Raw genomic sequence first — 25750 nt, 5'->3', positions numbered from 1 at the left:
GCCATTTTCCGCCCAGGGGTGTTAACTCCGGGTGAAGAACAGAAGGGATAACGGATGGATCTGGGAATTCGGGGCAAGAGGGCGTTGGTTTGCGCCTCGTCCAAGGGGCTTGGGCTGGGCTGCGCGCGGGCGCTGGCGGCGGCGGGCGTGGATCTGGTGATGAACGCGCGGGGCGCGGAGGCGCTCGAGGCGGCAGCAGATGCCATCCGCGAGGCGTTCGGCGTCGGGGTGGTGACGGTCGCTGCCGATGTGACCTCCGAGGAGGGGCGCGCAAAGCTGCTCGAGGCGGCGGGCGATGTGGATATCCTGGTCAACAATGCGGGCGGGCCGCCGCCGGGGCTGTGGACCGACTGGGAGCGTGCGGATTTCATCAAGGCGCTTGACGCCAACATGCTGACGCCCATCGCGCTCATCAAGGCGCTGGTGCCGGGCATGATGGAACGGGGCTGGGGCCGGGTGGTCAACATCACCTCGCAATCGGTCAAGTCGCCCATCCCGATCCTGGGGCTGTCGAACGCCGCGCGCGCGGGACTGACGGGCTATGTCGCGGGCACCGCGCGGCAGGTGGCGGGCAAGGGCGTGGTGATGAACAACCTTTTGCCCGGCATCCACGCCACCGACCGGGCGGTGGCGCTCGATCAGGGCGTGGCCGCGCGCGAGGGGATCACCGTGGACGAGGCGCGCGCGCGCCGCTGCGCCACCATTCCCGCGGGCCGCTACGGCTCGGCAGAGGAATTCGGCGCGACGTGCGCCTTTCTTTGCAGCCAGCATGCGGGCTTCATCATCGGCCAGAACATCCTGCTTGACGGAGGGGCGATCAACGCCACGCTCTGAGCGGAACGGCAATGGGGGCACTCAGGAAACTTTCAAAGTTTCCTGACCGGAGTTTTGCGAAAACTCCGGTCCCGCGCGTTCAAGGCGTTTCGGTTTTTCGTTGAAAAGCCAGAACAGTCCTCTGATTTCGTGCAATGACGAACCGAAAACGTCTGTCAACACTCACGCTCACACTGCGCGAAGCTGAGCAGGATGTTCAACGTCAGCCGCCCCATGGACGTGGTGGTGTTGAAGGACTGCGTGACCGACACGAACGTCACGCCATTCCGGTCGAACACCTCGACCAGCTTCGAGAAGTCCATCAGCGACCGCGACAGGCGGTCGATCTTCCAGACGCAGCGCGCGCGTCTGAAACGTCAGGTGTTTGGCGCGTCATAAAATTTTACCGATTGATAAAAAAATGATTCGTGGAATACTGCATCCAGACCGAACGGCACCGAAACGGCACCAACAGGAGAGGATGACATGGCTGCGAATGCGCTTACGCCGGGCATTGTCACGGGGCGGCTGACGCCGCAGGACTATGCGCGGAATTTCTCGGACCTGCATCCGCCGCTCGACGCGCATGAGGCGCGGGTGGAGGCGGACCGCTGCTATTTCTGCCATGATGCGCCCTGCATCACGGCCTGCCCCACCAGCATCGACATCCCGCTTTTCATTCGCCAGATCGCCACCGGCACGGCGCAGGCGGCGGCGGTCACGATCTTCGAGCAGAACATCCTGGGCGGCATGTGCGCCCGCGTCTGCCCGACCGAAACGCTCTGCGAGGAGGCCTGTGTGCGCGAGGCGGCCGAGGGCAAGCCGGTCAGGATCGGACAGTTGCAGCGCCATGCCACCGATACGCTCATGGTGGCGGGCGGGCATCCTTTCACGCGCGCGGCCCCCACCGGTCGGCGCGTTGCGGTTGTGGGGGCGGGGCCAGCGGGCCTTGCCTGTGCGCACCGGCTGGCGATGAAGGGGCATGAGGTGGTGATCTTCGACGACCGGCCCAAGCCCGGCGGGCTGAACGAGTTCGGCATCGCCGCCTACAAGACGCCCGGGGGATTTGCCCAGGCGGAGGTGGCGTGGCTTCTGGAAATCGGCGGGATCACGCTGCGCGCGGGCACGGCGCTCGGGGGCGAGATGACGCTCGCGGCGCTGCGCGCCGAGTATGACGCGGTCTTCCTCGGGATCGGTCTTGGCGGGGTCAATGCGCTTGGCGCGCCAGGGGACGACAAGGAGGGCGTGGAGGACGCGACCGGCTTCATCGCGGAGTTGCGGCAGGCGGGCGATCTTGGCGCGCTGCCGGTGGGGCGGGACGTGGTGGTGATCGGCGGCGGCATGACGGCGATTGACGCGGCGGTGCAGGCGAAACTGCTGGGCGCGCTCAACGTGACGCTGGTCTATCGGCGCAGCCGCGAGCGGATGAACGCAAGCCGCTTCGAGCAGGATCTCGCGGCCTCGAGGGGTGTGCGGATCATCACCAATGCGCAGCCCGTCGCGGTGCATGGCAATGGCTGCGTGCGCGAGATCGAGTTCGAATATACCGATGACGATCTGACCCCCACGGGAGAGCGGTTCCGCCTTGCGGCCGATCAGGTGCTGCGCGCCATCGGCCAGACGCTCGACGGTGTCGGCCTGCCTGCGCTGGAAGGGCGCAAGATCGCGGTCACCGGGCATGGGCGCACCTCGTTGCCCGGCATCTGGGCGGGGGGCGATTGTGCGGCGGGCGGCGATGACCTGACGGTGACGGCGGTGGCCCAAGGGCGCGATGCCGCCGAGGATATCCATGCAACGCTGATGGCGGAGGGCTGAGCCATGGCCGATCTGACGACCACTTTCATCGGGATCACCTCTCCCAACCCGTTCTGGCTGGCCTCGGCACCGCCCACGGACAAGGAATACAACGTGCGCCGCGCCTTCGAGGCGGGCTGGGGCGGGGTGGTGTGGAAGACCCTCGGCGAGGACGGTCCGCCCGTCGTCAACGTCAACGGCCCGCGCTATGGCGCGGTCTGGGGCGCGGATCGGCGGCTTCTGGGGATGAACAATATCGAGCTGATCACCGACCGCCCGCTTTCCGTCAACCTCGAGGAGATCACCCGCGTCAAGCGCGACTGGCCCGACCGCGCGCTGGTGGTGAGCCTGATGGTGCCGATGAACGAGGGCGCGTGGCAGGACATTCTCAAGCGGGTCGAGGATACCGGCTGCGACGGGGTGGAGCTCAACTTCGGCTGCCCCCACGGGATGAGCGAGCGCGGCATGGGCAGCGCGGTGGGGCAGGTGCCTGACTACGTGCGGCAGGTCACCGAATGGTGCAAGACCCATTCCGACCTGCCTGTGATCGTCAAGCTCACGCCCAACATCACCGATATCCGCAAGCCCGCGCAGGCGGCGAAGGATGGCGGCGCGGATGCGGTGAGCCTGATCAACACGATCAATTCGATCACGGCCGTTGATCTCGATCTTTTCGCGCCCGAACCCACCATCGACGGCAAGGGCGCGCATGGCGGCTATTGCGGCCCGGCGGTGAAACCCATCGCGCTCAACATGGTGGCCGAGATCGCGCGCACGCCCTCGCTTGCCGGATTGCCGATCTCCGGCATCGGCGGCGTGACGACCTGGCGTGACGCCGCCGAGTTCATCGCGCTCGGTGCGGGCAATGTGCAGGTCTGCACGGCGGCGATGACTTACGGCTTCAAGGTGGTTCAGGAGATGATTTCCGGCCTGTCGCAATATCTGGACGAAAAGGGGCTGGCTTCGGTCGAGGCTTTGGTCGGGCGCGCGGTGCCGAACCTCAGCGACTGGCAGAACCTCAACCTCAACTACGTGACAAAGGCGCGGATCAACGAGGCGTCGTGCATCAAGTGCGGACGCTGCTATGCCGCCTGCGAGGATACCAGCCATCAGGCCATCGCCATGTCGCCCGAGCGGGTCTTTACCGTGAAGGACGAGGAGTGCGTGGCCTGCAACCTCTGTGTCAACGTCTGTCCGGTCGAGGGCTGCATCACCATGGTCGAGATGGCACCTGGCAGCGTCGATCCGCGCACCGGGCGCGTGGTGGCGGGACAGCACGCGGACTGGACGACGCATCCCAACAACCCTGGTACCTGCGCGGCAGAGTGAGGCCCCGAGATTTTTCGTTCGAAAAATCTCGGGTTGGCGAGAAAATTCGCACGAATTTTCTCGCCCGCGCCTCAGCAGATCACGCGCAGATGACCATCGTGGCAGATGACGAGATACTGGTCCCCGCACTCGATCAGGTGAAATCCGCGCGCACGCACCTCGGCGACAAAGGCCTCATATCCTATCTCGCGATGTACATCGCGCTTCTTGCGGCGCACGACCCCGCCTGTTTGCGCGGCCCGTGCCCCGAAAAGCCGGGAGCACCAGGCGGGGTTGACGGGGCGCGGGGCAGGGTCGAAATCTCTCATGCCCCAAGTATTGCCCCGACAAGGTTAAACGCTCGTTAACGCGTGAGCAGTTTTCGGAACATCGCCTCCAGATGGGCCTCCGCGCCTTGCCAGAGCGCGGCGCGCTCGGGCATCAGCACCGCCAGTTGCGCCTCGAAATCGGCGTAGTGCTGCGTCGTGGCCCAGATCGACACGATCAGGTGGCCCGGATCGACCGGCGCGATCCGCCCCGCGCTCACCCAATCGGCGATCAATCGGCATTTGCGATCGAAAAGCGGTTTCAGGCCGGTTTCGAGGTGCGGTGCCATGCGCGGCGCGCCTTGCAGGATCTCATTGGCAAAGAGGCGGCTTTCGCGTGGGAAATCGCGGCTCATCTGCAATTTGCGGCGGATATACCCCAGAAGTTCCTCAAGCGGTTCGCCATCCGCCTCCATCCGTTCCAAGGGCTCCAGCCATGTCAGCATCAGCCGGTTGAGCAGGGTCAGGTGAATATCCTCCTTGCCGGTGAAATAGTAGAGGATGTTGGGCTTCGAGAGGCCTGCGGCCTCGGCGATCTGGTCCAGTGTCGCGCCGCGATAGCCGTGCTGCGAGAACGTGTCGAGCGCCGCGTCGAGGATGCGCTTGCGGTTCTGGCGCTGAATACGGCTCGGGCTTTTCCGGCTGGGCTGGTCCATTCTTGCCGTAACCTTCATCAGGGGGCTCGCCCCGGGTTTGACGGATTTCTCGCGCGCCTTGACAGGCCGGGAGTGATTGGTAATCGTGACTTTACCAAATGGTAAAAAAGCGGCAAGCCAAGTCGTGAATGACAGGAGAATTGCGTCATGTCCGCAGCGGGCGAGAATCTTCGGATCAATGGAGAGCGGCTTTGGGACAGCCTCATGGAAATGGCGAAGATCGGCCCCGGCGTGGCAGGCGGCAACAACCGGCAGACCCTGACCGACGCCGATGCCGAGGGCCGCGCGCTCTTCCAGAGCTGGTGCGAGGCGGCGGGCATGACCATGGGCGTGGACGAGATGGGCACCATGTTCGCCACCCGCCCCGGCACCGACCCCGATGCGCTGCCGGTCTATGTCGGCAGCCATCTCGACACGCAGCCCACGGGCGGCAAATATGACGGGGTTCTGGGGGTTCTGGCGGGGCTGGAGATCATCCGCACGCTGAACGATCTGGATGTCAGGACGCGTCACCCCATCGTGGTGACCAACTGGACCAACGAGGAGGGCACGCGCTTTGCGCCCGCGATGCTGGCCTCCGGTGTCTTTGCGGGCGTGCTCGAGCGCGATTGGGCCTATGACCGGCTTGATGCACAGGGCAAGCGCTTCGGCGACGAGCTGGAGCGTATCGGCTGGAAAGGCCCCGAGGCGGTTGGCGCGCGGAAAATGCACGCGTTTTTCGAGCTGCATATCGAACAGGGCCCGATTCTCGAGGCCGAGGGCAAGGATGTGGGCGTGGTCACCCACGGGCAGGGGCTGCGCTGGATCGAATGCACGGTGACCGGCAAGGGCAGTCACACCGGCTCGACGCCGATGTACATGCGCCGCAACGCGGGGCGCGCGCTTGCGCGGGTGACGGAGCTTGTCCACGAGATCGCGCTGCAATATCAACCCAATGCGGTGGGGGCCATCGGTCATATCGACGTCTATCCCAACAGCCGCAACATCATCCCCGAAAAAGTTGTTTTCACGGTCGATTTCCGCTCTCACGTGCTCGAGACGCTGGAGGCCATGGTGGAGGAACTCACCGAGACAGCACCGGGGCTCTGCGCCGATATCGGGGTGAAATTCACCTCGGAACTGGTGGGCTTTTTCGATCCACCCGCCTTCGATCCCGCGCTGGTGGATCGCGTGCGCCGCGCGGCCGAGCGTCTGGGGTATTCTCACACCGACCTGATTTCCGGTGCCGGGCACGACGCGTGCTGGATCAACAAGGTCTATCCCACCACAATGGTCATGTGCCCCTGCAAGGATGGTCTGAGCCACAACGAGGCCGAGGAGATCACCCCCCGCTGGGCCACGGCCGGGGCCGAGGTGCTGTTTCACGCCGTGGTCGAGACAGCGCAGATCGTGGCATAACGACCGCGGGCGCGCATCAGGAAGAGAAGGGCGATACGCGCCCGCAGGGAGATCGGCATGAGCATCATCATCAAGAACGGCACCATCGTCACCCATGATCGCAGCTACAAGGCCGATCTGCGGATCGAGGGGGGGCAGATCGCCGAGATCGGCGAGGGCCTGACTGGCGGCACCGAGCTTGACGCCACCGGCTGCTATGTCATGCCCGGCGGCATCGACCCGCACACGCATCTGGAAATGCCGTTCATGGGCACCTATTCCAGCGACGATTTCGACAGCGGCACGCGCGCCGCGCTGGCGGGCGGCACGACGATGGTGGTGGATTTCGCGCTGCCCTCGCCCGGTCAGGGGTTGCTGGATGCCCTTCAGATGTGGGACAACAAGTCCACCCGCGCGCATTGCGACTACAGCTTTCACATGGCGGTGACATGGTGGGGAGAGCAGGTCTTTGACGAGATGAAGACCGTGATCGAGACGCGCGGCATAACAACCTTCAAGCATTTCATGGCCTACAAGGGCGCGCTCATGGTCAATGATGACGAGCTTTACGCAAGCTTTCGTCGGTTGGCGGAGCTGGGCGGCATCGCCATGGTCCATGCCGAGAACGGCGATGTGGTGGCGGAGTTGTCGGCGCGGCTTCTGGCCGAGGGCAATACCGGACCCGAGGCCCATGCCTATTCGCGCCCGCCGCAGGTGGAAGGCGAGGCGGTCAATCGCGCCATCATGGTTGCGGACATGGCGGGCGTGCCGCTCTATGTCGTGCATGTCTCCTGCGAGGAGGCGCATGAGGCGATCCGGCGCGCGCGCCAGCAGGGCAAGCGGGTCTGGGGCGAGCCGCTCATCCAGCATCTGACGCTTGACGAGAGCGAATATTTTCACCCCGACTGGGACCATGCCGCGCGCCGCGTGATGTCGCCGCCCTTCCGCAACAAGGCGCATCAGTCCAGCCTCTGGGCCGGGTTGCAGGCGGGCTCGCTTTCGGTGGTGGCCACCGATCATTGCGCCTTCACCACCGCGCAGAAGCGCTTTGGCATAGGGGATTTCACCAGGATCCCCAACGGCACCGGCGGGCTCGAGGACCGGATGCCGATGCTCTGGACGCATGGGGTCGGGACCGGGCGGCTGACGCCCGAGGAATTTGTCGCCGTGACCTCGACCAATGTGGCCAAGATCCTCAACTGCTATCCGAAAAAGGGCGCGCTCATCCCCGGCGCGGATGCCGATATCGTGGTCTGGGATCCCGATCGGGAAAAGACCATCACCGCCGCCGCGCAGGTCTCTGCCATAGATTACAACGTCTTCGAAGGGCACAAGGTCAAGGGTCTGCCGCGCTATACGATCACACGCGGGCATGTGGCGGTGACCGAAGGCGCGATGCAGAGCCGCGAGGGACACGGGCAATTCGTTGCGCGCCGGGGCAACGGCACGGTGAACCGGGCGCTGTCGCAATGGAAGGACCTGACCGCGCCGCGCCCCGTGAAGCGCAGCGGCATTCCGGCGAGCGGGGTCTGAGCATGGGGGCTGCCACGGGGCAGGCGATGACGGGGCAGGGCGCGGCGCGCGATGCGGTCGCGGCCGTGATCGCGGCGCGCAATCTTGACCTGACCTTCGAGACCGGTGACGGTCCGGTGCATGCGCTCAAGGGCGTGAGCCTTGATATCCGCAAGGGCGATTTCGTGAGCTTCATCGGCCCCTCGGGCTGCGGCAAGACCACCTTTCTTCGGTGCATCGCGGGGCTGGAGCAGCCCACCGGCGGCAGTCTCAGCGTCAACGGCATGACGCCCGATGCGGCGCGGCGCGCGCGTGCCTACGGCTATGTCTTCCAGGCGGCGGGGCTCTATCCCTGGCGGAGCATCGGGCGCAATGTCTCCCTGCCGCTCGAGATCATGGGGTTTTCGCGCGCCGAGATCAAGGAGCGGGTGGCGCGCGTGCTGGCGCTCGTCGATCTGGCAGGGTTCGAGAAGAAATTCCCCTGGCAGCTTTCGGGTGGAATGCAGCAGCGCGCCTCGATCGCCCGCGCGCTGGCCTTCGATGCCGATATCCTTCTCATGGACGAACCCTTCGGCGCGCTTGACGAGATCGTGCGCGACCATCTCAACGAACAGCTCCTGCACCTCTGGGCGCGCACCGACAAGACCATCGGCTTTGTCACCCACTCCATCCCCGAGGCGGTCTATCTGTCCACCCGCATCGTCGTGATGTCGCCACGACCGGGGCGGATCACCGATGTGATCGACAGCCCCCTGCCGCGCGAGCGCCCGCTTGATATCCGCGACACGCCCGAATTCCTCGAGGTGGCGCACCGGGTGCGCGAGGGGCTGCGCGCGGGTCATGCCTATGAAACTTGACCCCGTCCCCGTCCCCGCAACGGCCCGACCGGGAGCGGGCGCCCGCCCCCTGCCGGAACCGTCCCGCGATTTGGGCAAGGGTGCGGCCCCCTTTTTCACCGTTCGCGGTCATCGGCTCTCCAGCCTGTACCGCGAGGGCATGAAACCACGAAATCCTTTCATCGTTCTTAAAATACTCAAAAATCCGCGCTCGCCCCGCGCGGGCGGATTTGAGTATTTCTGGAACAGTGAAGCCGGGGCGGGGCGGTCATGAGACGCACGGTCCTGCCTGTCCTCGCCGTGCTCGCCGCGCTCCTGGTGATCTGGTATGCCGGGGCGGTCTGGCTCAACGCGGCCTGGGCGCAGGACCGGGCGACGCGCGCCGGGGTGGAGCTGAGCCTTGTCGAGCTTGTCGCGGACACCTGGGCTCAGGACAAGCCCAAGCTGCCCGCGCCGCATCAGGTGGCGGTGGAGTTGTGGCAGACCACCGTCGAGCAGAAGATCACCTCGCGGCGCAGCCTCATCCATCATTCCTGGGTGACGCTCTCGGCCACGCTGCTGGGCTTCGGCCTCGGCACCGCCCTTGGCATCGCGCTGGCCGTGGGCATTGTCTACAACCGGGTGATGGACATGAGCGTGATGCCCTGGGTGATCGCGAGCCAGACCATTCCGATCCTTGCCATCGCGCCCATGATCATCGTGGTGCTGAATGCGGTGGGGATATCCGGGCTTTTGCCGAAGGCGATGATTTCGATGTATCTGTCGTTCTTTCCGGTCGTCGTCGGAATGGTCAAGGGATTGCGCAGCCCTGCCGTCATGCAGATCGACCAGATGATGACCTGGAATGCCAGCGCCGCGCAGATGTTCTGGAAACTGCGGCTGCCCTCGTCGATGCCCTATCTCTTCACCTCGATGAAGGTGGCGGTGGCGGCCTCGCTGGTGGGCGCGATCGTGGGCGAATTGCCGACCGGTGCCGTGGCGGGGCTGGGGGCGAGGCTTCTGGCGGGAAGCTATTACGGCCAGACCATCCAGATATGGAGCGCGCTTTTCATGGCGGCGGCGCTGGCGGCGGGGCTTGTGGCGCTCATCGGCGCGGTGCAGCGGGTGGTGCTGCGACGGATGGGGATGGCGTGATGGTGTGGGTCGCGGCGGGTTTCACGGCATGGGCCATCGGTTTCTGGATCAATGTGCGTCTGGCGCGTCTGCCGCCGGGCCGCGCGACCGGCCTCGCGGCCCCGGTGATCTTTGGGGTGACCCTGCTGGCGATCTGGGAATGTTTCGTGCGGGGCCTCGGCGTGCCCTCCGTGATCCTGCCGCCGCCCAGTGCCATCGCCGCGCGGTTTGCGGTCTCGACCCATATCCTGTGGGCGGATTTCGTGCAGACCGCGATCAAGGGGGCGCTCACGGGCTATGTTCTGGGCTGCGGTGCGGCGTTTCTCACGGCGCTGGCGGTGGACCGCTTCGACTTTCTGCGCCGCGGCCTTCTGCCGGTGGGCAATTTCGTGGCCGCGCTGCCGATCATCGGCATGGCGCCCATACTGGTCATGTGGTTCGGCTTCGACTGGCAGTCGAAGGCGGCGGTGGTGGTGATCATGGTGTTTTTTCCCATGCTCGTGAACACCGTTCAGGGGCTTCAGGCCAGCGACCGGATGCAGCGCGACCTGATGCACACCTATGCCGCGAGCGACTGGCAAACACTTGTCAAGCTGCGCCTTCCCGCTGCGATGCCCTTTGTCTTCAACGGGCTCAAGATCACCACCACGCTGGCGCTGATCGGGGCCATTGTTGCCGAATTCTTCGGCTCGCCGATCAAGGGCATGGGGTTTCGCATCTCGACAAGTGTCGGACAGCTTGCGCTCGATCTGGTCTGGGCCGAGATTGTTGTGGCGGCGATGGCCGGTTCGGCGTTCTATGGCGGGGTCGCCCTGCTGGAGCGGTCAGTGACCTTCTGGCACCCGTCGCAGCGCGGGCGTGCAAATTAATCAAGAAACGACACAACCAACAAGGAGAGGACGATCATGAAACCGATGGGAATGACACTGGGCGCGGCGGCACTTGGCCTTTGGGCCGGGATGGCGGCGGCGGCGGATCAGGTGGTGTTGCAGCTGAAATGGGTCACGCAGGCGCAATTCGCGGGCTATTACGTGGCGCTTGATCAGGGGTTCTACGAAGAGGAGGGGCTTGACGTGACCATCAAGCCCGGCGGCCCCGATATCGCGCCCACGCAGGTGATCGCGGGCGGCGGGGCGGATGTGACCGTCGAATGGATGCCCGCGGCGCTGGCGGCGCGTGAAAAGGGCCTGCCGCTCGTCAATATCGCGCAGCCGTTCAAGTCCTCGGGCATGATGCTCACCTGCCGCAAGGACAGCGGCGTTGCCACGACGGATGATTTCGTCGGGCGGACGCTCGGGGTCTGGTTCTTCGGCAACGAGTTTCCGTTCCTGAGCTGGATGAGCCAGCTTGGCCTCTCCACCGAGGGCGGCGCGGATGGCGTGACCGTGCTCAAGCAGGGCTTCAACGTCGATCCGTTGATCCAGAATCAGGCCGCCTGCATCTCGACCATGACCTATAACGAATACTGGCAGGTGATCGACGCGGGCTTTGCCCCCGAGGACCTCGTGGTGTTCAAATACGAGGATCAGGGTGTGGCCACGCTCGAGGACGGGCTTTACGTGCTGGAACAGAACCTGGCCGACCCGGCCTTTGCCGACCGGATGGTGCGGTTCGTGCGCGCCTCGATGAAAGGATGGAAATGGGCCGAGCAGAACCCCGATGCCGCCGCCGATATCGTGCTGGAGAATGACGCGACCGGCGCGCAGACCGAGGCGCATCAGCGGCGCATGATGAGCGAGGTGGCCAAGCTCACCTCGGGCAGCAACGGCGCGCTCGATCCGGCCGCTTATGAGCGCACGGTGCAATCGCTGCTGTCGGGCGGTTCCGATCCCGTGATCACGCGCGCACCCGAAGGGGCCTGGACCCATGCGATCACCGATCTTGCGCTGAACTGAGTCGCAGCCAATCGGTCGGGGCCCGGTGCGCGCCGGGCCCTGGTTTTGACCGGGACATCTTGAATGCTGTCGATTGCGCCTTACCCTATCTGGATAAGGAGATGCTCATGACCCGCCTTATCGCCCTCTGCCTTGCCCTGCTCATATCGATGCCCGCACAGGCCCTCGACTCGAGCGCGGGAAAGATCACGGTCACACGGATGGTGGCGGGGCTGAACGAGCCTTGGGCGCTCGGGTTCCTGCCCGCAGGCGGGCTGCTCATTACCGAGCGCGGCGGGCGGCTCCTGCATGTGGACGGCAGCCGGTCGCGCGCGGTGGCGGGCGTTCCCGAGGTGGCGGCGCGCGGGCAGGGGGGCCTGCTCGATGTGCTGGTGCCACGCGATTTCGCCGCGACGCGCGAGATTTTCCTGACCTTTTCGAAGCCGCAACCGGGCGGCGCGGGCACGGCGGTGGCGCGCGCGCGCCTGACGCAGGACGGGGCGAGGCTCGAGGATGTCCGGGTGATCTTCGAACTGGCCCCCGGTTCCTCGGGCGGGCGGCATTTCGGCTCGCGGATGGTCGAGGCAGGCGACGGCACGCTTTTTGTCACGATCGGCGATCGGGGCGACGGGCCCACGGCGCAGGACCTTTCCAACCAGAACGGCACGGTGATCCGGATTGCGCGGGACGGCTCCGTGCCTGCGGACAATCCTTTCGTGAACACGTCCGGCACCCGGCCTGAAATCTGGTCTTATGGCCATCGCAACCCGCAGGGGGCGGCGCTCGACCGGGAGGGGCGGCTCTGGGTGGTCGAACACGGCGCGCGCGGCGGCGACGAGGTCAACCATGTGACGCGCGGCGCGAATTACGGCTGGCCGGTGATCTCTTACGGGCGGCATTACTCCGGCGCGCGGATCGGCGAAGGCACGCGCAAGGACGGGATGGAGCAGCCCGCGCATTACTGGGATCCGTCCATCGCGCCCTCGGGGATGATCGTCTATTCCGGCGCGCTCTGGCCCGGGTGGCGGGGCGATGTCTTTGTGGGCTCGCTCAAGTTCGGCCTGATCTCGCGGCTGGAGGGATCGCCCCTGACCGAGGCCGAGCGGCTCAGGTCGCCCGAGACCGCGCGCGTGCGCGACATCCGCGAGGCCCCCGATGGCAGCATCTGGTTTCTGAGTGTGGGCCAAGGCGCGGCCTACCGCATCACGCCCGGCTGATCTTTCTTCTGGCCTGAAATATCCCGGGGGTGCGGGGGCTGGCCCCCGCTTTGCGCCGCTTTCAGACCGAGAGCCGCGCCCCGTGCGTGCCGCGCTCGCGGTAGGGTGTGGTCTGGTAATGCGCGCGGTAGCATTTGGAGAAATGCGACGGCGAGGCAAAGCCGCAGGCGAGCGCCACGTTGATCACCGTCATGTCGGTCTGCATCAGGAGGTTGCGCGCCTTTTGCAGGCGCAATTCCATATAATAGCGTTTCGGGCTGCGGTTGAGGTAGCGCCGGAAGAGGCGCTCAAGCTGGCGCGTGGACATGCCCACCTCCCGCGCGAGGGTCGAGGGGCTGATCGGCTCTTCGATATTGGCCTCCATGGCCTGGATGACCTGGCTCAGCTTGGGGTGGCGCACGCCGATGCGGGTGGGCACCGAAAGGCGCTGCGTGTCCTGATCGGTGCGGATCGAGGAATAGATCTGCTGGTCGGCCACCGCATTGGCGAGCTTTTCGCCATGCACATCGGCGATGAGGCTGAGCATCAGGTCGATGGAGGAGGTGCCGCCCGCCGTGCTCATGCGGTTGCCGTCGATGACGAAGACCGATTTGGTGAGGTTCACCTCGTCGAATTCCTCCAGAAAGGCATCGTGGTTTTCCCAGTGGATCGTGGCGCGCTTGCCATCGAGCAGACCCGCCTTGGCAAGCACGTAGGAGGCGGTGCAAAGCCCGCCGATGCGCAAGCCCCGGCGCGCCTCGCGCCGCAGCCAGTTGAGCATCCGCTTGTTTGCCGCGCGCTGCACCTCCATGCCGCCGCAGACCAGCACGATATCGTCGCGGTTCAACTCTTCGAGCGGGGCATCCACCGTAAAGCGGACCCCGGCCGAGGACACCACCTCGCCGTCGCTGTCGCCGGTCACCAGCCAGGTATAAAGCGTCTGCCCCGAGAGCCGGTTGGCGATGCGCAGGCATTCCACGGCGGCGGCGAAACTCAGCAGCGTGAACTGATCGAGCAGCACGAAAACAAAGCGTGTCGGTGCCTTGGGGGCGTCCACCTCTATGGTTTCTGTCTCGGGTATCATGGCCTCTTTCCCCGTCGCGGCGCGTGATACCTTGCCACTGTCACGAAACGGTTGCGATTCACAAGCGAAACCGGCGCATTCGTGTCGCATTTTGACCGGGGCGGGATATGGTCTATGCTGGCGCGGTCGGCTATAGGAGAGGCCCGACCGATAGACAAAGCGGAGACTGACGATGACGGAATGGCATAAAACCGGCTGGCGCGCGAAAGAGCGGGTTCAGATGCCGGATTATCCCGATGCGGGTGCGCTGGCCCGGGTCGAGGAGCGTTTGCGCCAGTATCCGCCGCTCGTCTTTGCAGGTGAGGCGCGCCGCCTCAAGCGCGCGCTCGGGGCCGCGTCGCGGGGCGAGGCGTTCCTGCTCCAGGGCGGCGATTGCGCCGAGGCGTTCGATCAGTTCAGCGCCGACGCGATCCGCGACACGTTCAAGGTCATGCTGCAAATGGCGATGGTGCTGACCTATGGTGCCAAGGTGCCGGTGGTGAAGGTGGGCCGCATGGCGGGGCAATTCGCCAAGCCGCGCTCGGCGCCCACCGAGGTGGTGGATGGCGTGGAACTGCCCAGCTACCGGGGCGACATCATCAACGAATTGCCCTTCACCCCTGAGGCGCGCATGCCCAACCCCGAAAAGATGTTGCAGGCCTATACGCAGGCGGCGGCGACGCTGAACCTGTTGCGCGCCTTCTCGACGGGGGGTTACGCGGATGTGCATCAGGTGCATCAATGGACCCTTGGCTTCACCGAGAGCGAGAAGGCCGCGAAATACCGCGAGATGGCCAACCATATCGCCGATGCGCTCGATTTCATGAAGGCGGCGGGTGTGGACAGCGACAGTGCGCACACGCTGCGCACGGTCGATTTCTACACCTCGCATGAGGGGCTTTTGCTGGAATACGAAGAGGCGCTGTGCCGCAACGATTCGACCTCCGGCAAATGGCTGGCGGGGTCGGGCCACATGCTCTGGATCGGCGACCGCACGCGTCAGCCGGACGGCGCCCATGTGGAATTCCTGCGCGGCGTGCTCAACCCCATCGGCCTCAAGTGCGGCCCGACCACGACCGCCGAGGATCTCAAGCGTCTTTTGGCCACGCTCAACCCCGAGAACGAGGCCGGGCGGCTCACGCTCATCGCGCGTTTCGGCGCGGGCAAGGTGGGCGAGCATCTGCCGCGCCTCATCCGCACCGTGCGCGAAGAGGGGGCAAAGGTGCTTTGGGTCTGTGATCCGATGCATGGCAACACGATCAAATCGGCCTCGGGCTACAAGACCCGGCCGTTTGATGCGGTGCTGCGCGAGGTGCAGGAGTTCTTTGCCATCCACCGCGCCGAGGGCACCATTCCCGGCGGCGTGCATTTCGAGATGACCGGGCAGGACGTGACCGAATGCACCGGCGGGATGCGCGCACTGTCGGACGAGAACCTTTCGGCGCGGTATCACACGGCGTGCGATCCGCGTCTCAACGCCTCGCAATCGCTCGAACTGGCCTTTCTGGTGGCCGAGGAACTCAAGGCGGTCCGCGCGGGCGCGCGTCAGGCCGAAGCGGGCTGAGCGCGGCCCCGTTGCCCGATCAGCGCGGCCATGTCGAGAAGCCGCGCCGAGAACCCCCATTCGTTGTCATACCAGCCAAACACCCTGAGCAGACCGCCAACCGAGACCGAGGTTTGCGGCCCGCTCAGGATCACGCTTTCGGGCCTCCCCCGCAGGTCCGACGAGACCAGCGGTGCCTCTGTCCAGCCAAGCCAGTGACGGTGCCCTGCCGCGTCGCGCAGCATGGCGTTCACGGCGGCCGCGCTGACCGTGTCGCGCGTCTGCACCGTCAGGTCGATGCACGAAACCGAGGCCACCGGCACGCGGATGGCGCGTGCCTCGATCCGACCCGCAAGCGCGGGCAGGACCAGCCCGGTAAGACGCTGCGCGCTCGTGGTCGTGGGCACCATGGACAGGGCGGCGGCACGGCTGCGCTCGGGCGCGCCCCGCGGCTTGTCCACCGTGGGCTGGCTGCCGGTATAGCAATGCACCGTGGTCATCTGGCCGCTGACGATGCCATAGGTTTCATCGAGCAACTTTGCCAGCGGTGCCAGCGCGTTGGTGGTGCAGGACGCGTTCGAGATGATCCGGTGATCGCCGAGCGCGTCCTCGTTCGCGCCCAGCACCACGGTGATATCGGCCTCCTCGGATGGTCCCGACACGAGCACCGCCGCCGCGCCTGCCGCCAGCCCGCGCTCGGCCACCGCCCGCGCGCCGGCCATGCCGGTGCATTCCAGCACCAGATCGACGCCCGCGAGGTCCAGCGTGCTGAGGTCGCGCGCGGCATGGAAGGGAATCTCGCGCCCGTCGAGCACCAGCGCGCCGGGCCGCGTCCCTACGGTGCCCGGCCAGGGGCCGAAAACGCTGTCGTAGTGAAAGAGATAGGCGCAGGTCTCCAGCGGCTCGATCTCGTTGATGCAAACCAGATCGAATTCGGGCCGGTCTTGCATGAGGATCCGCAGCACCGTGCGCCCGATGCGCCCGAAGCCGTTGATGGCGATGCGAATGGGCGGGGTGGTCATGGCGCGCGCCTCCGGGCAAGATCAAACGTGGCAAGGTCAACAAGCCTGACATTGTCGCAGCGCCTCCGGCTTGACCAGAGGTGAAACAAGATTTGATCAAATTCGGGCGCTCAGAACCTGTAACCAAAGCGGGCGATATCCTCGGCGGCCATGGCGGCAAGCGTTGCTGCGTCGCGGTCGGTATAATAGGCCCGGTAATCGCCCCGCGCCGAGGCGTTGAGGCGCGGCAGGTCGATCCTGAAGCCGAGATGCTCCCAGAGGGGGGCCGCATCCTCGGCAAACCGTTCCAGCCGTATATAGAGGCGGCATCGCTCCTCTCCGTCCGCCGTGGTCATGTAATGGCGCGCGGGCGTGGCGGCCCAGGCGGCGCGCGTCATGGGGTCGTCCAGAAAGGCCGCAAAATCGACCGAGCGCGCCAGCCGCACCGCCGGATGATCGAAGCGTTGTGCGCGCGCCCATGTGTAATAGCTCACCATCCGGTCCCAGGGGTTGCGCACGAGGGTGACGGTGAACATCCCCGCGATCTCCTGCGGGCTCACGATCCCGTCGATATCGGCCAGCGTCGCATGCTTCCAGAGCCGCCCGCACGCCTGCGCCCTGAGCGGAGCCAGCCGCCCTCGCCTGCGCCGCGCCTTGGGTGTATCGCCGATCAGGATATCGCCCGCCATGGCGCGCCCCTCCAGCGCCTGCGCCAGAGAGGTGCCCCCGGTCTTGGGGATATGAACAAAGATGTAACCGCGGTCGCGCGACAGGATCATGGCCGCAGTCTAGCGCCTTGCCACCGCCGCAAAAGCCCCCATATTGCGCGCGTCGGACACGGGGGACCAAGGGATGACCGGATATCTCAAGACGGCTGTTCTCATGGCGGCGATGACCGCGCTTTTCCTCGGGATCGGCGCGCTTCTGGGCGGCGCGGGCGGCGCGATGATCGCCTTTGTCGTCGCGCTGGCGATGAATGCCTTTACGTGGTGGAAATCGGACACGCTGGTGCTCCGGATGCACAATGCCCGCCCCGCCGATGGCCCCGAGGGGGCGGCGCTCAGCCGGATGGTGCATGAGATGGCCGATGCCGCCGGGATGCCGCGCCCGGCGATCTATATCCTCGAGGGTGACCAGCCCAATGCCTTTGCCACCGGGCGCAACCCCGCCAATGCCGCCGTTGCCGCCACCACGGGCCTTTTGCGCAGCCTCAGCCGCGAGGAAATCGCCGCCGTCATGGCGCATGAGCTCGCGCATATCCGCAACCACGATACCACGATCATGACGATTACCGCGACATTTGCGGGCGCGATTTCGATGCTGGCGAATTTCGCCATGTTCTTCGGGCGCGGGCGCAACGGCATGGGCCTGATCGGCACGCTGGCGCTGATGATCCTCGCCCCCATGGCCGCGGCCCTTGTGCAGATGGCGATCAGCCGAAGCCGCGAATACGAGGCCGACCGTGTCGGGGCCGAGATCTGCGGCAACCCGCTGTGGCTGGCCTCGGCCTTGCAGAAAATCTCGGGGCTTGCCGCGCGCATCGACAATGACGCCGCCGAGCGCAACCCGGCGACGGCGCATATGTTCATCGTCAACCCGCTTCATGCCCATGCCCATGACCGCCTGTTTTCCACCCATCCCAACCCGGAAAACCGTATCCGCGCCCTGCGCGAGATGGCCGGGCAGGGGGCGCGGCGCGGTCCCTGGGCCTGAGCGCCGCACCTCCCCGCCTTGACAGTCCGCGCGGCCCGCGCCATCAGGGGCCAAAGCAACCCGCAACCGGGCGTTTCGTAGGCGCCAGACCGACGAGGAGACGGACCATGTCCCAGATTTCCCTGACATTTCCCGATGGATCAGAGCGCGCCTACCCGGCGGGCACCACCCCCGCCGAGGTGGCCGAAAGCATCGCGCCCTCGCTCGCCAAGCGGGCGATTTCCGCCCATGTCGGCGGCGCGCATTGGGATCTGCAATGGCCGATCACAAGCGACGCCGAAATCAGCATCAACACGATGAAGGACGAGGCACCTGCGCTCGAACTCATCCGGCATGATCTGGCGCATATCATGGCCCGCGCGGTGCAGGAGATCTGGCCCGATGTGAAGGTGACCATCGGCCCGGTGATCCAGAACGGCTGGTATTACGATTTCGACCGGGCCGAGCCGTTCACGCCCGAAGATCTTGGCCGCATCGAGGCGAAGATGCGCGAGATCATCAACGCGCGTGACCCGGTGCGCACCGAGGTCTGGGACCGCCCCCGCGCCATCGCCCATTACGAGGGGACGAATGAACCCTACAAGGTCGAGCTGATCGAGGCCATTCCGGGCGACGAGCCGCTGCGCATGTATTGGCACGGGGGTTGGCAGGATCTCTGCCGCGGCCCGCATCTGCAAAACACGGGCCAAGTGCCCGCCGACGCCTTCAAGCTGATGAGCGTGGCGGGGGCCTATTGGCGCGGGGATTCGTCGCGCCAGATGTTGCAACGCATCTACGGTGTCGCCTTCCAGAGCCGCGACAAGCTCAAGGAATATCTCAATTTCCTTGAGGAGGCCGAGCGCCGCGACCATCGCCGCCTTGGCCGCGAGATGGACCTGTTCCACATGCAGGAAGAGGCCCCCGGCCAGGTCTTCTGGCACCCCAATGGCTGGACCATCTACACCACGCTTCAGGATTACATGCGCCGCCAGCAGGCGCGCGGCGGCTATGTCGAGGTGAACACGCCGCAGGTGGTCGACCGCAAGCTGTGGGAGGCCTCGGGCCACTGGGAAAAATACCAGGACAACATGTTCATCGTCGAGGTGGACGAGGAGCACGCCCGGGAAAAGGCCGTGAACGCACTCAAGCCCATGAACTGCCCTTGCCATGTGCAGATTTTCAATCAGGGGTTGAAGAGCTACCGCGACCTGCCCTTGCGCATGGCCGAATTCGGGGCCTGCAACCGCTATGAGCCCTCGGGCGCGCTGCATGGCATCATGCGGGTGCGCGGTTTCGTGCAGGATGACGCGCATATCTTCTGCACCGAGGATCAGATCGAGGCCGAGACCGCGCGCTTCATCGCGTTCCTCTCGAACATCTACCGCGATCTTGGCTTCCCCGAATTCGAAGTGCTGTTTTCCACCCGCCCCGACGTGCGCGCGGGTAGTGACGAGGTCTGGGACCGGGCCGAGGCGGCGCTTTTGTCGGCCACCCGTGCTGCGGGCATCGAGCCGAAGGTGAACCCCGGCGAGGGGGCGTTTTACGGCCCCAAGCTCGAATTCACCCTGACCGACGCCATCGGGCGCAAATGGCAATGCGGCACGCATCAGGTGGATTTCGTCCTGCCCGAGCGGCTGGATGCCACCTATATCGGGCAGGACGGCGCGAAACATCGCCCCGTGATGCTGCACCGCGCCTGTCTGGGGTCTTTCGAGCGCTTCATCGGGATTTTGATCGAGGAACATGCCGGGCGGCTGCCCTTCTGGCTCAGCCCCCGTCAGGTGGTGGTGGCCTCCATCGTGTCGGATGCGGACGGCTATGTGCGCGAGGTGGTGGAGATGTTGCGCGCGCGCGGTATCCGTGCCGAGGCCGATCTGCGGAATGAGAAAATCAATTACAAGGTGCGCGAACACTCGGTCGCCAAGGTGCCGGTGATCCTTGCCTGCGGGCTGCGCGAGGTCGAGGAGCGCAGCGTGTCCCTGCGCCGTCTGGGCGTCAAGGAGACGCGCAGCGCCACGCTTGACGCGGTCGCGGCAGAGCTTGCCCGAGAGGCGACACCGCCCGATATGGCGTGACGGTTTGACGGTGCGTCCGGTCCGGGCAGGGCGCATCGGGCCGGTGGGTGACAGGGCAGCATCCGCCTTGGGTGCGACAATATTCTTTGATCTGCATCAAATTCGCGCATTGCCGCTCTGCCGCTGACCTTTTAGAACCGGAAGCATCACGCGGGTGTGAGACTCAGCTTTTCTCGCCCGTCGTCAACACCAGCAGGAGGCATCCAATGGCAGACGCAGCCATTCACGGCCACGAACACGAAGATCAGCGCGGGTTCTTCACCCGGTGGTTCATGTCCACGAACCACAAGGATATCGGCATCCTCTACCTGATCGTCTCGGCGTTCGTCGGTCTCATCTCGGTCATGTTCACCGTTTACATGCGGATGGAACTTATGGAACCGGGCGTGCAATACATGTGCATGGAAGGCGCGCGCTTCATTGCCTCCGATGTCGCCGACTGCACCCCCAACGGGCATCTGTGGAACGTCATGATCACCTATCATGGCGTGCTGATGATGTTCTTCGTGGTGATTCCCGCGCTCTTCGGGGGTTTCGGCAACTATTTCATGCCGCTCCAGATCGGGGCGCCCGACATGGCGTTCCCGCGTATGAACAACCTCAGCTTCTGGCTGTTTGTCGCGGGCACCTCGCTTGGCGTCGCTTCGCTTCTGGCACCGGGCGGCAACGGTCAGCTTGGCTCGGGCGTGGGCTGGGTGCTTTATCCGCCGCTCTCGACCAGTGAGAGCGGGATGTCGATGGATCTGGCGATCTTCGCCGTCCACGTCTCGGGGGCCTCCTCGATCCTTGGCGCGATCAACATGATCACCACCTTCCTGAACATGCGCGCGCCGGGCATGACGCTCTTCAAGGTGCCGCTCTTTGCCTGGTCGATCTTCGTCACTGCCTGGCTCATCCTGCTGGCGCTGCCGGTTCTGGCGGGTGCCATCACCATGCTTCTGACGGACCGCAATTTCGGGACCACCTTCTTTGATCCGGCGGGCGGCGGTGATCCGATCCTCTATCAGCACATCCTGTGGTTCTTCGGCCACCCGGAGGTGTATATCATCATCCTGCCCGGTTTCGGCATCATCAGCCACGTGATCGCCACCTTCTCGCGCAAGCCGGTCTTCGGTTATCTGCCGATGGTCTGGGCGATGATCGCCATCGGGTTCCTGGGCTTCATCGTCTGGGCGCACCACATGTATACGGTCGGCATGAGCCTCAGCCAGCAGAGCTATTTCATGCTGGCCACAATGGTCATCGCGGTTCCGACGGGTGTGAAGGTGTTCAGCTGGATCGCGACCATGTGGGGCGGCTCGATCGAGTTCCGCACGCCGATGCTCTGGGCCTTCGGCTTCCTCTTCCTCTTCACCGTGGGTGGCGTCACCGGCATCGTGCTGAGCCAGGCCGCCGTGGACCGCGCCTATCACGACACCTACTATGTCGTGGCGCATTTCCACTACGTGATGAGCCTTGGGGCCGTGTTCGCCATCTTCGCGGGGATCTATTTCTACTTCCCCAAGATGACCGGGCGCATGATCCCGGAATGGGCAGGCAAGCTGCATTTCTGGGCGATGTTCATCGGGGCGAACCTGACCTTCTTCCCGCAGCACTTCTTGGGTCGTCAGGGCATGCCGCGCCGCTATATCGACTACCCCGAGGCGTTTGCGGTCTGGAACTGGTGGTCGTCGGTGGGCGCGTTCATTTCCTTCGCCAGCTTCGTGTTCTTCTTCGGGTTGGTGATCCACACGCTGCTTCGCGGCGCACGCGAGACGCGGCCAAACCCGTGGAACGAATATGCCGACACGCTGGAGTGGACGCTGCCCTCGCCGCCGCCGGAGCACACGTTCGAGACGCTCCCCAAGCGCGAAGACTGGGACAAGCAGCACGCGCACTGAGCCACGGCTGAGCATGACCACCAAAGGCCCCGGCAACAGCCGGGGCCTTTTGCGTCACTCCATGCGCAATATCCCGGCAAAGCGCCCCTGTGCGACGCTGCGGATCACCCCGGCAATGCGCGCGATCAGCGCGCCATGGGCCGAGCGCCGTCGCCATGCAAGCCCCACAGAGCGCGTGAGCCGGTCATCCCGAAAGGTCAGGAGTGCGACATCGCCGGTCTCGGGGCGCACCTCGGACAAGGCGTAGAGCGCGGGCAGAAAGCTTGCGCCCATGCCGAGCGCCGTCATCTGCCGCAGCGCATCAAGGCTCGTGCCCTCGTAATCCTGCCGCAGCCGCGCACCCACGTCCTCGCAGAGCGCCGCGATCTGGCTGTGCAGCAGATAGCCCGGCGGCAAGGCAAGAATATCAAGGCCGGCAAGATCACCATCGGCCACGGTGCCGCGCCCTGCCAGCGGATGATCCTGCGCCACGGCCAGCTTGAGCGGCTCGCGGAACAGCCGCGTCACCATGAGATCGCCCGAGCGCACCGGCAGTTGCGCCAATACCAGATCGTGTTTTCCCTCAAGCAACTCCTCCTGCAAGACCAGCGGTGCTGCGTCGCGGATCAAGAGCTTCACCCCCGGATGGTCGCGCCGCAACGGCCCCACCACATGCGGCAGGAAATAGGGCCCGAGCGTGGGGCTGGCGCCAAGCCGGATGGTGCCGGTCTCGCCCTCCCGGCTTGCCCGGGCCAGTGCCGCCAGCGCCTCGGTCTCGTCGAGCACGCGGCGCGCCTGCGCCAGCACCTCGCGCCCCGCCGGTGTCAGGATCGCGCCGCGCGCCCCCCGCTCCACCAGCGCCAGCCCGAGCGCCCCCTCCAGCCGCAGGATCTGCTGGCTGAGCGAGGGCTGGCTGACACCGACACGCTCGGCCGCCTTGCGGTAATGGCCGGTCTCGGTCAGCGCGAGAAAATAGCGCAACTGCCGCAGGGTGATGTCATCGCTCATGTCGCGCCTCCATTGTTTGATAGGATATGACGATCAAGTATTATCATTCAATTGTATTTTCCTCGCTCTGTCAGACCTTATCTCGGTGGCACAACAGAGGTTCACCACCACAGACGGGAGACGAGAATGATAACCCACAGAAAGATTTCCCCCCGCTCGCTTCTGGCGCGCATGGCCACGTTGCGCCGTCGCCACCGCGATGTGGATGCCCGCATCCTCGCCGAGGAAAAGCGCCCGATGCCCGACATGGCCCGGCTCAAGCGGCTCAAGCAGGAAAAGCTCGGGCTGAAAGACGCCATCGCGGTGACCCGAACCATCCTTGGTCGGATCGCCCCCGATACGGCCCGCGCGGGTTGATGCGCGCCGCCACCACTCATGGAAAGGCAAGGTCAATGCCGTTTTTCTACGTCGCGCTGATGTCCACACGATTTTTCCAAAGCGCCCGTCTCGAAGAATTGCGAGACGCCCTGACCGAGACGGCGGAGCGGTCCGCCAGAGGCCAACCGCCGCTCGACAAGGGATAAACCGGCGCTCGTTCCGGGCCTGTCGCCAATCGGGGAGAGCGACAGGCCCGGCCCCGACCCCAAATCTGCCCGCGCTCGCGCAACTTGCCCCCTCGGTCCTGCCGGGGGGGCCTTGTTGCTGCCGCTCGCCCCGCCTCATGCGTCGCTTTCCCGGTTTCCCGCGCCCCGTGCCCCGTGTTACCCAAGGCGGGCAACGCATCAGGACCGCCGCGATGAGCCATGAAATCCGCCTTGCCTTCGAGCACCCCGCCGCCCGCGCCCGCGCCACCGAGCCGGACGGCCCGCTTGACCGCATTTCCGTGCGCGATCACGTGGTCGAGGTCGAGATCGGTGCCTTTCAGGCCGAGCGCGGCACCACACAGCGGGTCTCGTTCAACATCGTGGTCGAGGTGCGCCCGCCCGACGCCCCGCTCTCGGATGATGTGGACCGCATCCTGTCCTATGACCGGGTGACCGAGGCGATTGCCCTGGCGCTTGCCGAGGAACGACTCAACCTGCTCGAGACGCTGGCCGAACGCATCGCCGCGCGTATCCTGAGCGAACCGCAGGCGATGCGCTGTTTCGTGCGCATCGAGAAGCTGGATCGCGGCCCCGGCGCGCTCGGGGTCGAGATCGTGCGCTCTGTCGCGGATCTGGCGACCCGCGCCACGCCCCTGCCGGACACCACGCCCCATCCGCATGTCGTCTACCTCACCAATGCCGCCATCGCCTCGCCCAATCTCGGGCGCTGGCTCGATCAGCTTCAGGCGCGCGCCGAGCCGGTGATCCTGTGCGTGGGTCATCCCGATGCGCCCGCCCCCCGCACGGGCCACCGCATGACACAGCGCCGCGTCGATCTGCTGGCGCTTGAACAGAACGCCTGGGTTCTGGCCGGGCGCGATGACCGCTGCGTGGTGGTCGCCACCCGGACCGAGCTTGACTGGGCCATGAAACACGGCCAGATCAGCGTCTGGGCACCCTCCAAGATCGTGCTCGACGCGGTGGATGGCCCCAGAAACGGCCCCGGGCATCCGGTCGATCTCGCCGCGTGGTTCGCGGGCCATATCGAGGCGTCGGACCTGCTCCTGATCGGCGCGCCGCCGCCCTCCGCCAGCGCCGTGCCGGTGATCCTTCAGGATATCGCGCGGTCTGGTCTCTGATGGGCTATTACCGCCCCCTGCCGCAAACCGGCCCCGCCCGCCCCGAGGGTGCCTTGTCGCTCGCGGGCGGCTGGTGCTGGTTCGATACGGTCGAGGTGCTTGCGCGCGACGCCGCTCCGCGCCTCATGCCCGCGCGCGACCTCCCCGAGGCGGTGCGGACCCGCCTCATCACGCCGCGTGCGCCCCTGGCCTCGCTCGAGATGACCGCGCCGCAGATCATGGGCATCCTCAACGTGACCCCGGACAGCTTTTCCGATGGCGGCCGGCATTTCGATCCCGCGCAGGCGCTGAGCCATGCCCGCGCCATGGCCGCAAGCGGCGCGGCCATTCTCGACGTGGGCGGCGAATCCACCCGACCGGGTGCCGCGCCGGTGCCGCTCGACGATGAAATCGCCCGCACCGCCCCGGTGATCGAAGCCATCCGCGCCGAGATCGGCCTGCCCATCTCGATCGACACCCGCAAGACAGCGGTCGCGCGTGCGGCAGTGCGGGCAGGGGCCAACATGGTCAACGATGTGGCGGGCTTTACCTTCGATCCCGCGCTCGCGCCGTTCGCCGCGCTGCACGCGCTGCCGGTCTGCGTCATGCACGCCCAGGGCACGCCCGAGACGATGCAGCAGGACCCGCGCTATGACGACGTGGTGCTTGACGTCTACGATTGGCTTGAAGCCCGTGTCGAGGCGCTGATCGCGCTTGGCATTCCACGCGCGCGCATCGCCGTCGATCCCGGCATCGGCTTTGGCAAGACGCGCGGCCACAATCTGCGGCTTTTGCAAAACCTGTCGCTCTTTCACGGTCTGGGGTGCCCCGTCCTTCTGGGGGCGTCGCGCAAGCGGTTCATCGGCGATGTGACCGGAACGCCCGTCGCCGCCGACCGCGTTCCCGGCTCGCTTGCCGTTGCGGTGCTGGCCATCGGGCAGGGGGTGCAGATCCTGCGGGTGCATGACGTGGCCGAGACCCGCGCCGCGCGCGACATGTGGCAAGCGGTGACATGCGCCCCGCAGGCTTGAGTTGTTTTGCAAACACTGTGTTGCCGATTTG

The 25750-nt window shown here is 65.6% G+C and carries 23 protein-coding genes and 1 pseudogene; 17 read left to right on the top strand and 7 right to left on the bottom strand.

Annotated elements, in window-relative coordinates; all coding sequences use genetic code 11:
• Nucleotides 1-54 precede the first annotated feature (54 nt).
• Entirely contained in the window at nt 55-834 is a 780-nt protein-coding gene (locus ACSSV8_RS02915) for an SDR family oxidoreductase (protein ID WP_354537141.1), read from the top strand.
• A gap of 161 nt (nt 835-995) precedes the next feature.
• Here ACSSV8_RS02915 and ACSSV8_RS02910 read toward each other — a convergent pair.
• Nucleotides 996-1169: pseudogene (locus ACSSV8_RS02910) on the bottom strand (recombinase family protein); the annotation flags it as partial.
• 130 nt (nt 1170-1299) lie between these two features.
• On the opposite strand from ACSSV8_RS02910, the gene ACSSV8_RS02905 reads away from it, so the two are divergent.
• Both ACSSV8_RS02905 and preA read left to right on the top strand, forming a co-directional pair.
• Complete coding sequence (locus ACSSV8_RS02905; RefSeq protein WP_354537140.1) at nt 1300-2628, top strand: NAD(P)-dependent oxidoreductase; 1329 nt, start codon at nt 1300-1302, stop codon at nt 2626-2628.
• 3 nt (nt 2629-2631) lie between these two features.
• On the top strand, nt 2632-3936 hold the full coding sequence (preA, locus tag ACSSV8_RS02900; RefSeq protein ID WP_454281451.1) for an NAD-dependent dihydropyrimidine dehydrogenase subunit PreA: 1305 nt from the start codon (nt 2632-2634) through the stop codon (nt 3934-3936).
• Between the two features lie 71 nt (nt 3937-4007).
• On the opposite strand, the gene ACSSV8_RS02895 is transcribed toward preA, so the two are convergent.
• Complete coding sequence (locus tag ACSSV8_RS02895; RefSeq protein ID WP_354537138.1) at nt 4008-4244, bottom strand: hypothetical protein; 237 nt, start codon at nt 4242-4244, stop codon at nt 4008-4010.
• Nucleotides 4245-4279: 35 nt separating this feature from the next.
• Nucleotides 4280-4897, bottom strand: coding sequence for a TetR family transcriptional regulator C-terminal domain-containing protein (locus ACSSV8_RS02890; protein ID WP_354537137.1), 618 nt, complete (start codon nt 4895-4897; stop codon nt 4280-4282).
• Between the two features lie 147 nt (nt 4898-5044).
• Here ACSSV8_RS02890 and ACSSV8_RS02885 point away from each other — a divergent pair, with 147 nt between their 5' ends.
• The 7 genes from ACSSV8_RS02885 (at nt 5045) to ACSSV8_RS02855 (ending at nt 12826) form a co-directional block, all read left to right on the top strand.
• Complete coding sequence (locus ACSSV8_RS02885; RefSeq protein ID WP_454281450.1) at nt 5045-6295, top strand: Zn-dependent hydrolase; 1251 nt, start codon at nt 5045-5047, stop codon at nt 6293-6295.
• A 57-nt stretch (nt 6296-6352) separates the two neighbouring features.
• Nucleotides 6353-7807, top strand: coding sequence for a dihydropyrimidinase (hydA, locus tag ACSSV8_RS02880; protein WP_454281449.1), 1455 nt, complete (start codon nt 6353-6355; stop codon nt 7805-7807).
• 26 nt (nt 7808-7833) lie between these two features.
• Nucleotides 7834-8643 (top strand): ABC transporter ATP-binding protein, encoded by an 810-nt coding sequence (locus ACSSV8_RS02875; protein ID WP_454281512.1) that lies wholly within the window; start codon nt 7834-7836, stop codon nt 8641-8643.
• Between the two features lie 249 nt (nt 8644-8892).
• The gene (locus tag ACSSV8_RS02870; protein ID WP_454281448.1) at nt 8893-9756 is read left to right on the top strand and encodes an ABC transporter permease; all 864 of its coding nucleotides are present in this window, start codon (nt 8893-8895) and stop codon (nt 9754-9756) included.
• Nucleotides 9756-10604, top strand: coding sequence for an ABC transporter permease (locus tag ACSSV8_RS02865; RefSeq protein ID WP_354537133.1), 849 nt, complete (start codon nt 9756-9758; stop codon nt 10602-10604). Before ACSSV8_RS02870 ends, ACSSV8_RS02865 begins: the two co-directional genes overlap by 1 nt.
• A gap of 45 nt (nt 10605-10649) precedes the next feature.
• Nucleotides 10650-11630 carry an ABC transporter substrate-binding protein gene (locus ACSSV8_RS02860; RefSeq protein WP_454281511.1) on the top strand — a complete coding sequence of 327 codons (981 nt, stop codon included), beginning with the start codon at nt 10650-10652 and terminating at the stop codon, nt 11628-11630.
• A gap of 107 nt (nt 11631-11737) precedes the next feature.
• Nucleotides 11738-12826, top strand: coding sequence for a PQQ-dependent sugar dehydrogenase (locus ACSSV8_RS02855; RefSeq protein ID WP_354537131.1), 1089 nt, complete (start codon nt 11738-11740; stop codon nt 12824-12826).
• Nucleotides 12827-12887: 61 nt separating this feature from the next.
• On the opposite strand, the gene ACSSV8_RS02850 is transcribed toward ACSSV8_RS02855, so the two are convergent.
• Nucleotides 12888-13889, bottom strand: a complete 1002-nt coding sequence (locus ACSSV8_RS02850) for a GlxA family transcriptional regulator (RefSeq protein WP_454281447.1) — start codon at nt 13887-13889, stop codon at nt 12888-12890.
• Between the two features lie 172 nt (nt 13890-14061).
• On the opposite strand from ACSSV8_RS02850, the gene ACSSV8_RS02845 reads away from it, so the two are divergent.
• The gene (locus tag ACSSV8_RS02845) at nt 14062-15432 is read left to right on the top strand and encodes a class II 3-deoxy-7-phosphoheptulonate synthase (RefSeq protein WP_354537129.1); all 1371 of its coding nucleotides are present in this window, start codon (nt 14062-14064) and stop codon (nt 15430-15432) included.
• Here the strand turns inward: ACSSV8_RS02845 and ACSSV8_RS02840 are convergent.
• Nucleotides 15414-16433, bottom strand: a complete 1020-nt coding sequence (locus ACSSV8_RS02840; RefSeq protein ID WP_454281446.1) for a type I glyceraldehyde-3-phosphate dehydrogenase — start codon at nt 16431-16433, stop codon at nt 15414-15416. The genes ACSSV8_RS02845 and ACSSV8_RS02840 overlap by 19 nt on opposite strands.
• Before the next feature lie 110 nt (nt 16434-16543).
• Complete coding sequence (locus ACSSV8_RS02835) at nt 16544-17191, bottom strand: sulfotransferase family 2 domain-containing protein (protein WP_454281445.1); 648 nt, start codon at nt 17189-17191, stop codon at nt 16544-16546.
• A 73-nt stretch (nt 17192-17264) separates the two neighbouring features.
• On the opposite strand from ACSSV8_RS02835, the gene htpX reads away from it, so the two are divergent.
• The 3 genes from htpX to ctaD all read left to right on the top strand — a co-directional run bounded on the left by htpX (nt 17265) and on the right by ctaD (nt 22059).
• On the top strand, nt 17265-18125 hold the full coding sequence (htpX, locus tag ACSSV8_RS02830) for a zinc metalloprotease HtpX (protein ID WP_454281444.1): 861 nt from the start codon (nt 17265-17267) through the stop codon (nt 18123-18125).
• A gap of 107 nt (nt 18126-18232) precedes the next feature.
• Nucleotides 18233-20179, top strand: a complete 1947-nt coding sequence (gene thrS / locus ACSSV8_RS02825) for a threonine--tRNA ligase (RefSeq protein ID WP_454281443.1) — start codon at nt 18233-18235, stop codon at nt 20177-20179.
• Between the two features lie 206 nt (nt 20180-20385).
• Nucleotides 20386-22059 carry a cytochrome c oxidase subunit I gene (ctaD, locus tag ACSSV8_RS02820; RefSeq protein WP_354537124.1) on the top strand — a complete coding sequence of 558 codons (1674 nt, stop codon included), beginning with the start codon at nt 20386-20388 and terminating at the stop codon, nt 22057-22059.
• Nucleotides 22060-22113: 54 nt separating this feature from the next.
• On the opposite strand, the gene ACSSV8_RS02815 is transcribed toward ctaD, so the two are convergent.
• Entirely contained in the window at nt 22114-23046 is a 933-nt protein-coding gene (locus tag ACSSV8_RS02815; RefSeq protein ID WP_354537123.1) for a hydrogen peroxide-inducible genes activator, read from the bottom strand.
• Between the two features lie 126 nt (nt 23047-23172).
• Between ACSSV8_RS02815 and ACSSV8_RS02810 the strand changes: the two genes are divergently transcribed.
• The 3 genes from ACSSV8_RS02810 to folP all read left to right on the top strand — a co-directional run bounded on the left by ACSSV8_RS02810 (nt 23173) and on the right by folP (nt 25719).
• Complete coding sequence (locus ACSSV8_RS02810) at nt 23173-23403, top strand: YdcH family protein (protein WP_354537122.1); 231 nt, start codon at nt 23173-23175, stop codon at nt 23401-23403.
• A 379-nt stretch (nt 23404-23782) separates the two neighbouring features.
• Nucleotides 23783-24709, top strand: coding sequence for a dihydroneopterin aldolase (locus ACSSV8_RS02805; RefSeq protein WP_354537121.1), 927 nt, complete (start codon nt 23783-23785; stop codon nt 24707-24709).
• Nucleotides 24709-25719 carry a dihydropteroate synthase gene (folP, locus tag ACSSV8_RS02800; protein WP_454281442.1) on the top strand — a complete coding sequence of 337 codons (1011 nt, stop codon included), beginning with the start codon at nt 24709-24711 and terminating at the stop codon, nt 25717-25719. The genes ACSSV8_RS02805 and folP overlap by 1 nt, the downstream gene beginning before the upstream one ends.
• Nucleotides 25720-25750 lie beyond the last annotated feature (31 nt).

Source organism: Roseovarius sp. MBR-79 (assembly GCF_053628555.1).
This window is presented reverse-complemented; position numbering and strand designations above follow the sequence as displayed.

Bases quoted from the DNA above. Each gene is read 5' to 3' on its own strand.
- ctaD (WP_354537124.1), top strand. From the start codon at position 20,386: ATGGCAGACGCAGCCATTCACGGCCACGAACACGAAGATCAGCGCGGG.
- ACSSV8_RS02905 (WP_354537140.1), top strand. From the start codon at position 1,300: ATGGCTGCGAATGCGCTTACGCCGGGCATTGTCACGGGGCGGCTGACG.
- ACSSV8_RS02835 (WP_454281445.1), bottom strand. From the start codon at position 17,191: ATGATCCTGTCGCGCGACCGCGGTTACATCTTTGTTCATATCCCCAAG.
- folP (WP_454281442.1), top strand. From the start codon at position 24,709: ATGGGCTATTACCGCCCCCTGCCGCAAACCGGCCCCGCCCGCCCCGAG.
- htpX (WP_454281444.1), top strand. From the start codon at position 17,265: ATGACCGGATATCTCAAGACGGCTGTTCTCATGGCGGCGATGACCGCG.
- ACSSV8_RS02870 (WP_454281448.1), top strand. From the start codon at position 8,893: ATGAGACGCACGGTCCTGCCTGTCCTCGCCGTGCTCGCCGCGCTCCTG.
- ACSSV8_RS02865 (WP_354537133.1), top strand. From the start codon at position 9,756: ATGGTGTGGGTCGCGGCGGGTTTCACGGCATGGGCCATCGGTTTCTGG.
- ACSSV8_RS02875 (WP_454281512.1), top strand. From the start codon at position 7,834: ATGACGGGGCAGGGCGCGGCGCGCGATGCGGTCGCGGCCGTGATCGCG.
- ACSSV8_RS02885 (WP_454281450.1), top strand. From the start codon at position 5,045: ATGTCCGCAGCGGGCGAGAATCTTCGGATCAATGGAGAGCGGCTTTGG.
- ACSSV8_RS02815 (WP_354537123.1), bottom strand. From the start codon at position 23,046: ATGAGCGATGACATCACCCTGCGGCAGTTGCGCTATTTTCTCGCGCTG.
- ACSSV8_RS02810 (WP_354537122.1), top strand. From the start codon at position 23,173: ATGATAACCCACAGAAAGATTTCCCCCCGCTCGCTTCTGGCGCGCATG.
- ACSSV8_RS02840 (WP_454281446.1), bottom strand. From the start codon at position 16,433: ATGACCACCCCGCCCATTCGCATCGCCATCAACGGCTTCGGGCGCATC.
- thrS (WP_454281443.1), top strand. From the start codon at position 18,233: ATGTCCCAGATTTCCCTGACATTTCCCGATGGATCAGAGCGCGCCTAC.
- hydA (WP_454281449.1), top strand. From the start codon at position 6,353: ATGAGCATCATCATCAAGAACGGCACCATCGTCACCCATGATCGCAGC.
- ACSSV8_RS02890 (WP_354537137.1), bottom strand. From the start codon at position 4,897: ATGGACCAGCCCAGCCGGAAAAGCCCGAGCCGTATTCAGCGCCAGAAC.
- ACSSV8_RS02845 (WP_354537129.1), top strand. From the start codon at position 14,062: ATGACGGAATGGCATAAAACCGGCTGGCGCGCGAAAGAGCGGGTTCAG.
- preA (WP_454281451.1), top strand. From the start codon at position 2,632: ATGGCCGATCTGACGACCACTTTCATCGGGATCACCTCTCCCAACCCG.
- ACSSV8_RS02860 (WP_454281511.1), top strand. From the start codon at position 10,650: ATGGGAATGACACTGGGCGCGGCGGCACTTGGCCTTTGGGCCGGGATG.
- ACSSV8_RS02855 (WP_354537131.1), top strand. From the start codon at position 11,738: ATGACCCGCCTTATCGCCCTCTGCCTTGCCCTGCTCATATCGATGCCC.
- ACSSV8_RS02915 (WP_354537141.1), top strand. From the start codon at position 55: ATGGATCTGGGAATTCGGGGCAAGAGGGCGTTGGTTTGCGCCTCGTCC.
- ACSSV8_RS02895 (WP_354537138.1), bottom strand. From the start codon at position 4,244: ATGAGAGATTTCGACCCTGCCCCGCGCCCCGTCAACCCCGCCTGGTGC.
- ACSSV8_RS02805 (WP_354537121.1), top strand. From the start codon at position 23,783: ATGAGCCATGAAATCCGCCTTGCCTTCGAGCACCCCGCCGCCCGCGCC.
- ACSSV8_RS02850 (WP_454281447.1), bottom strand. From the start codon at position 13,889: ATGATACCCGAGACAGAAACCATAGAGGTGGACGCCCCCAAGGCACCG.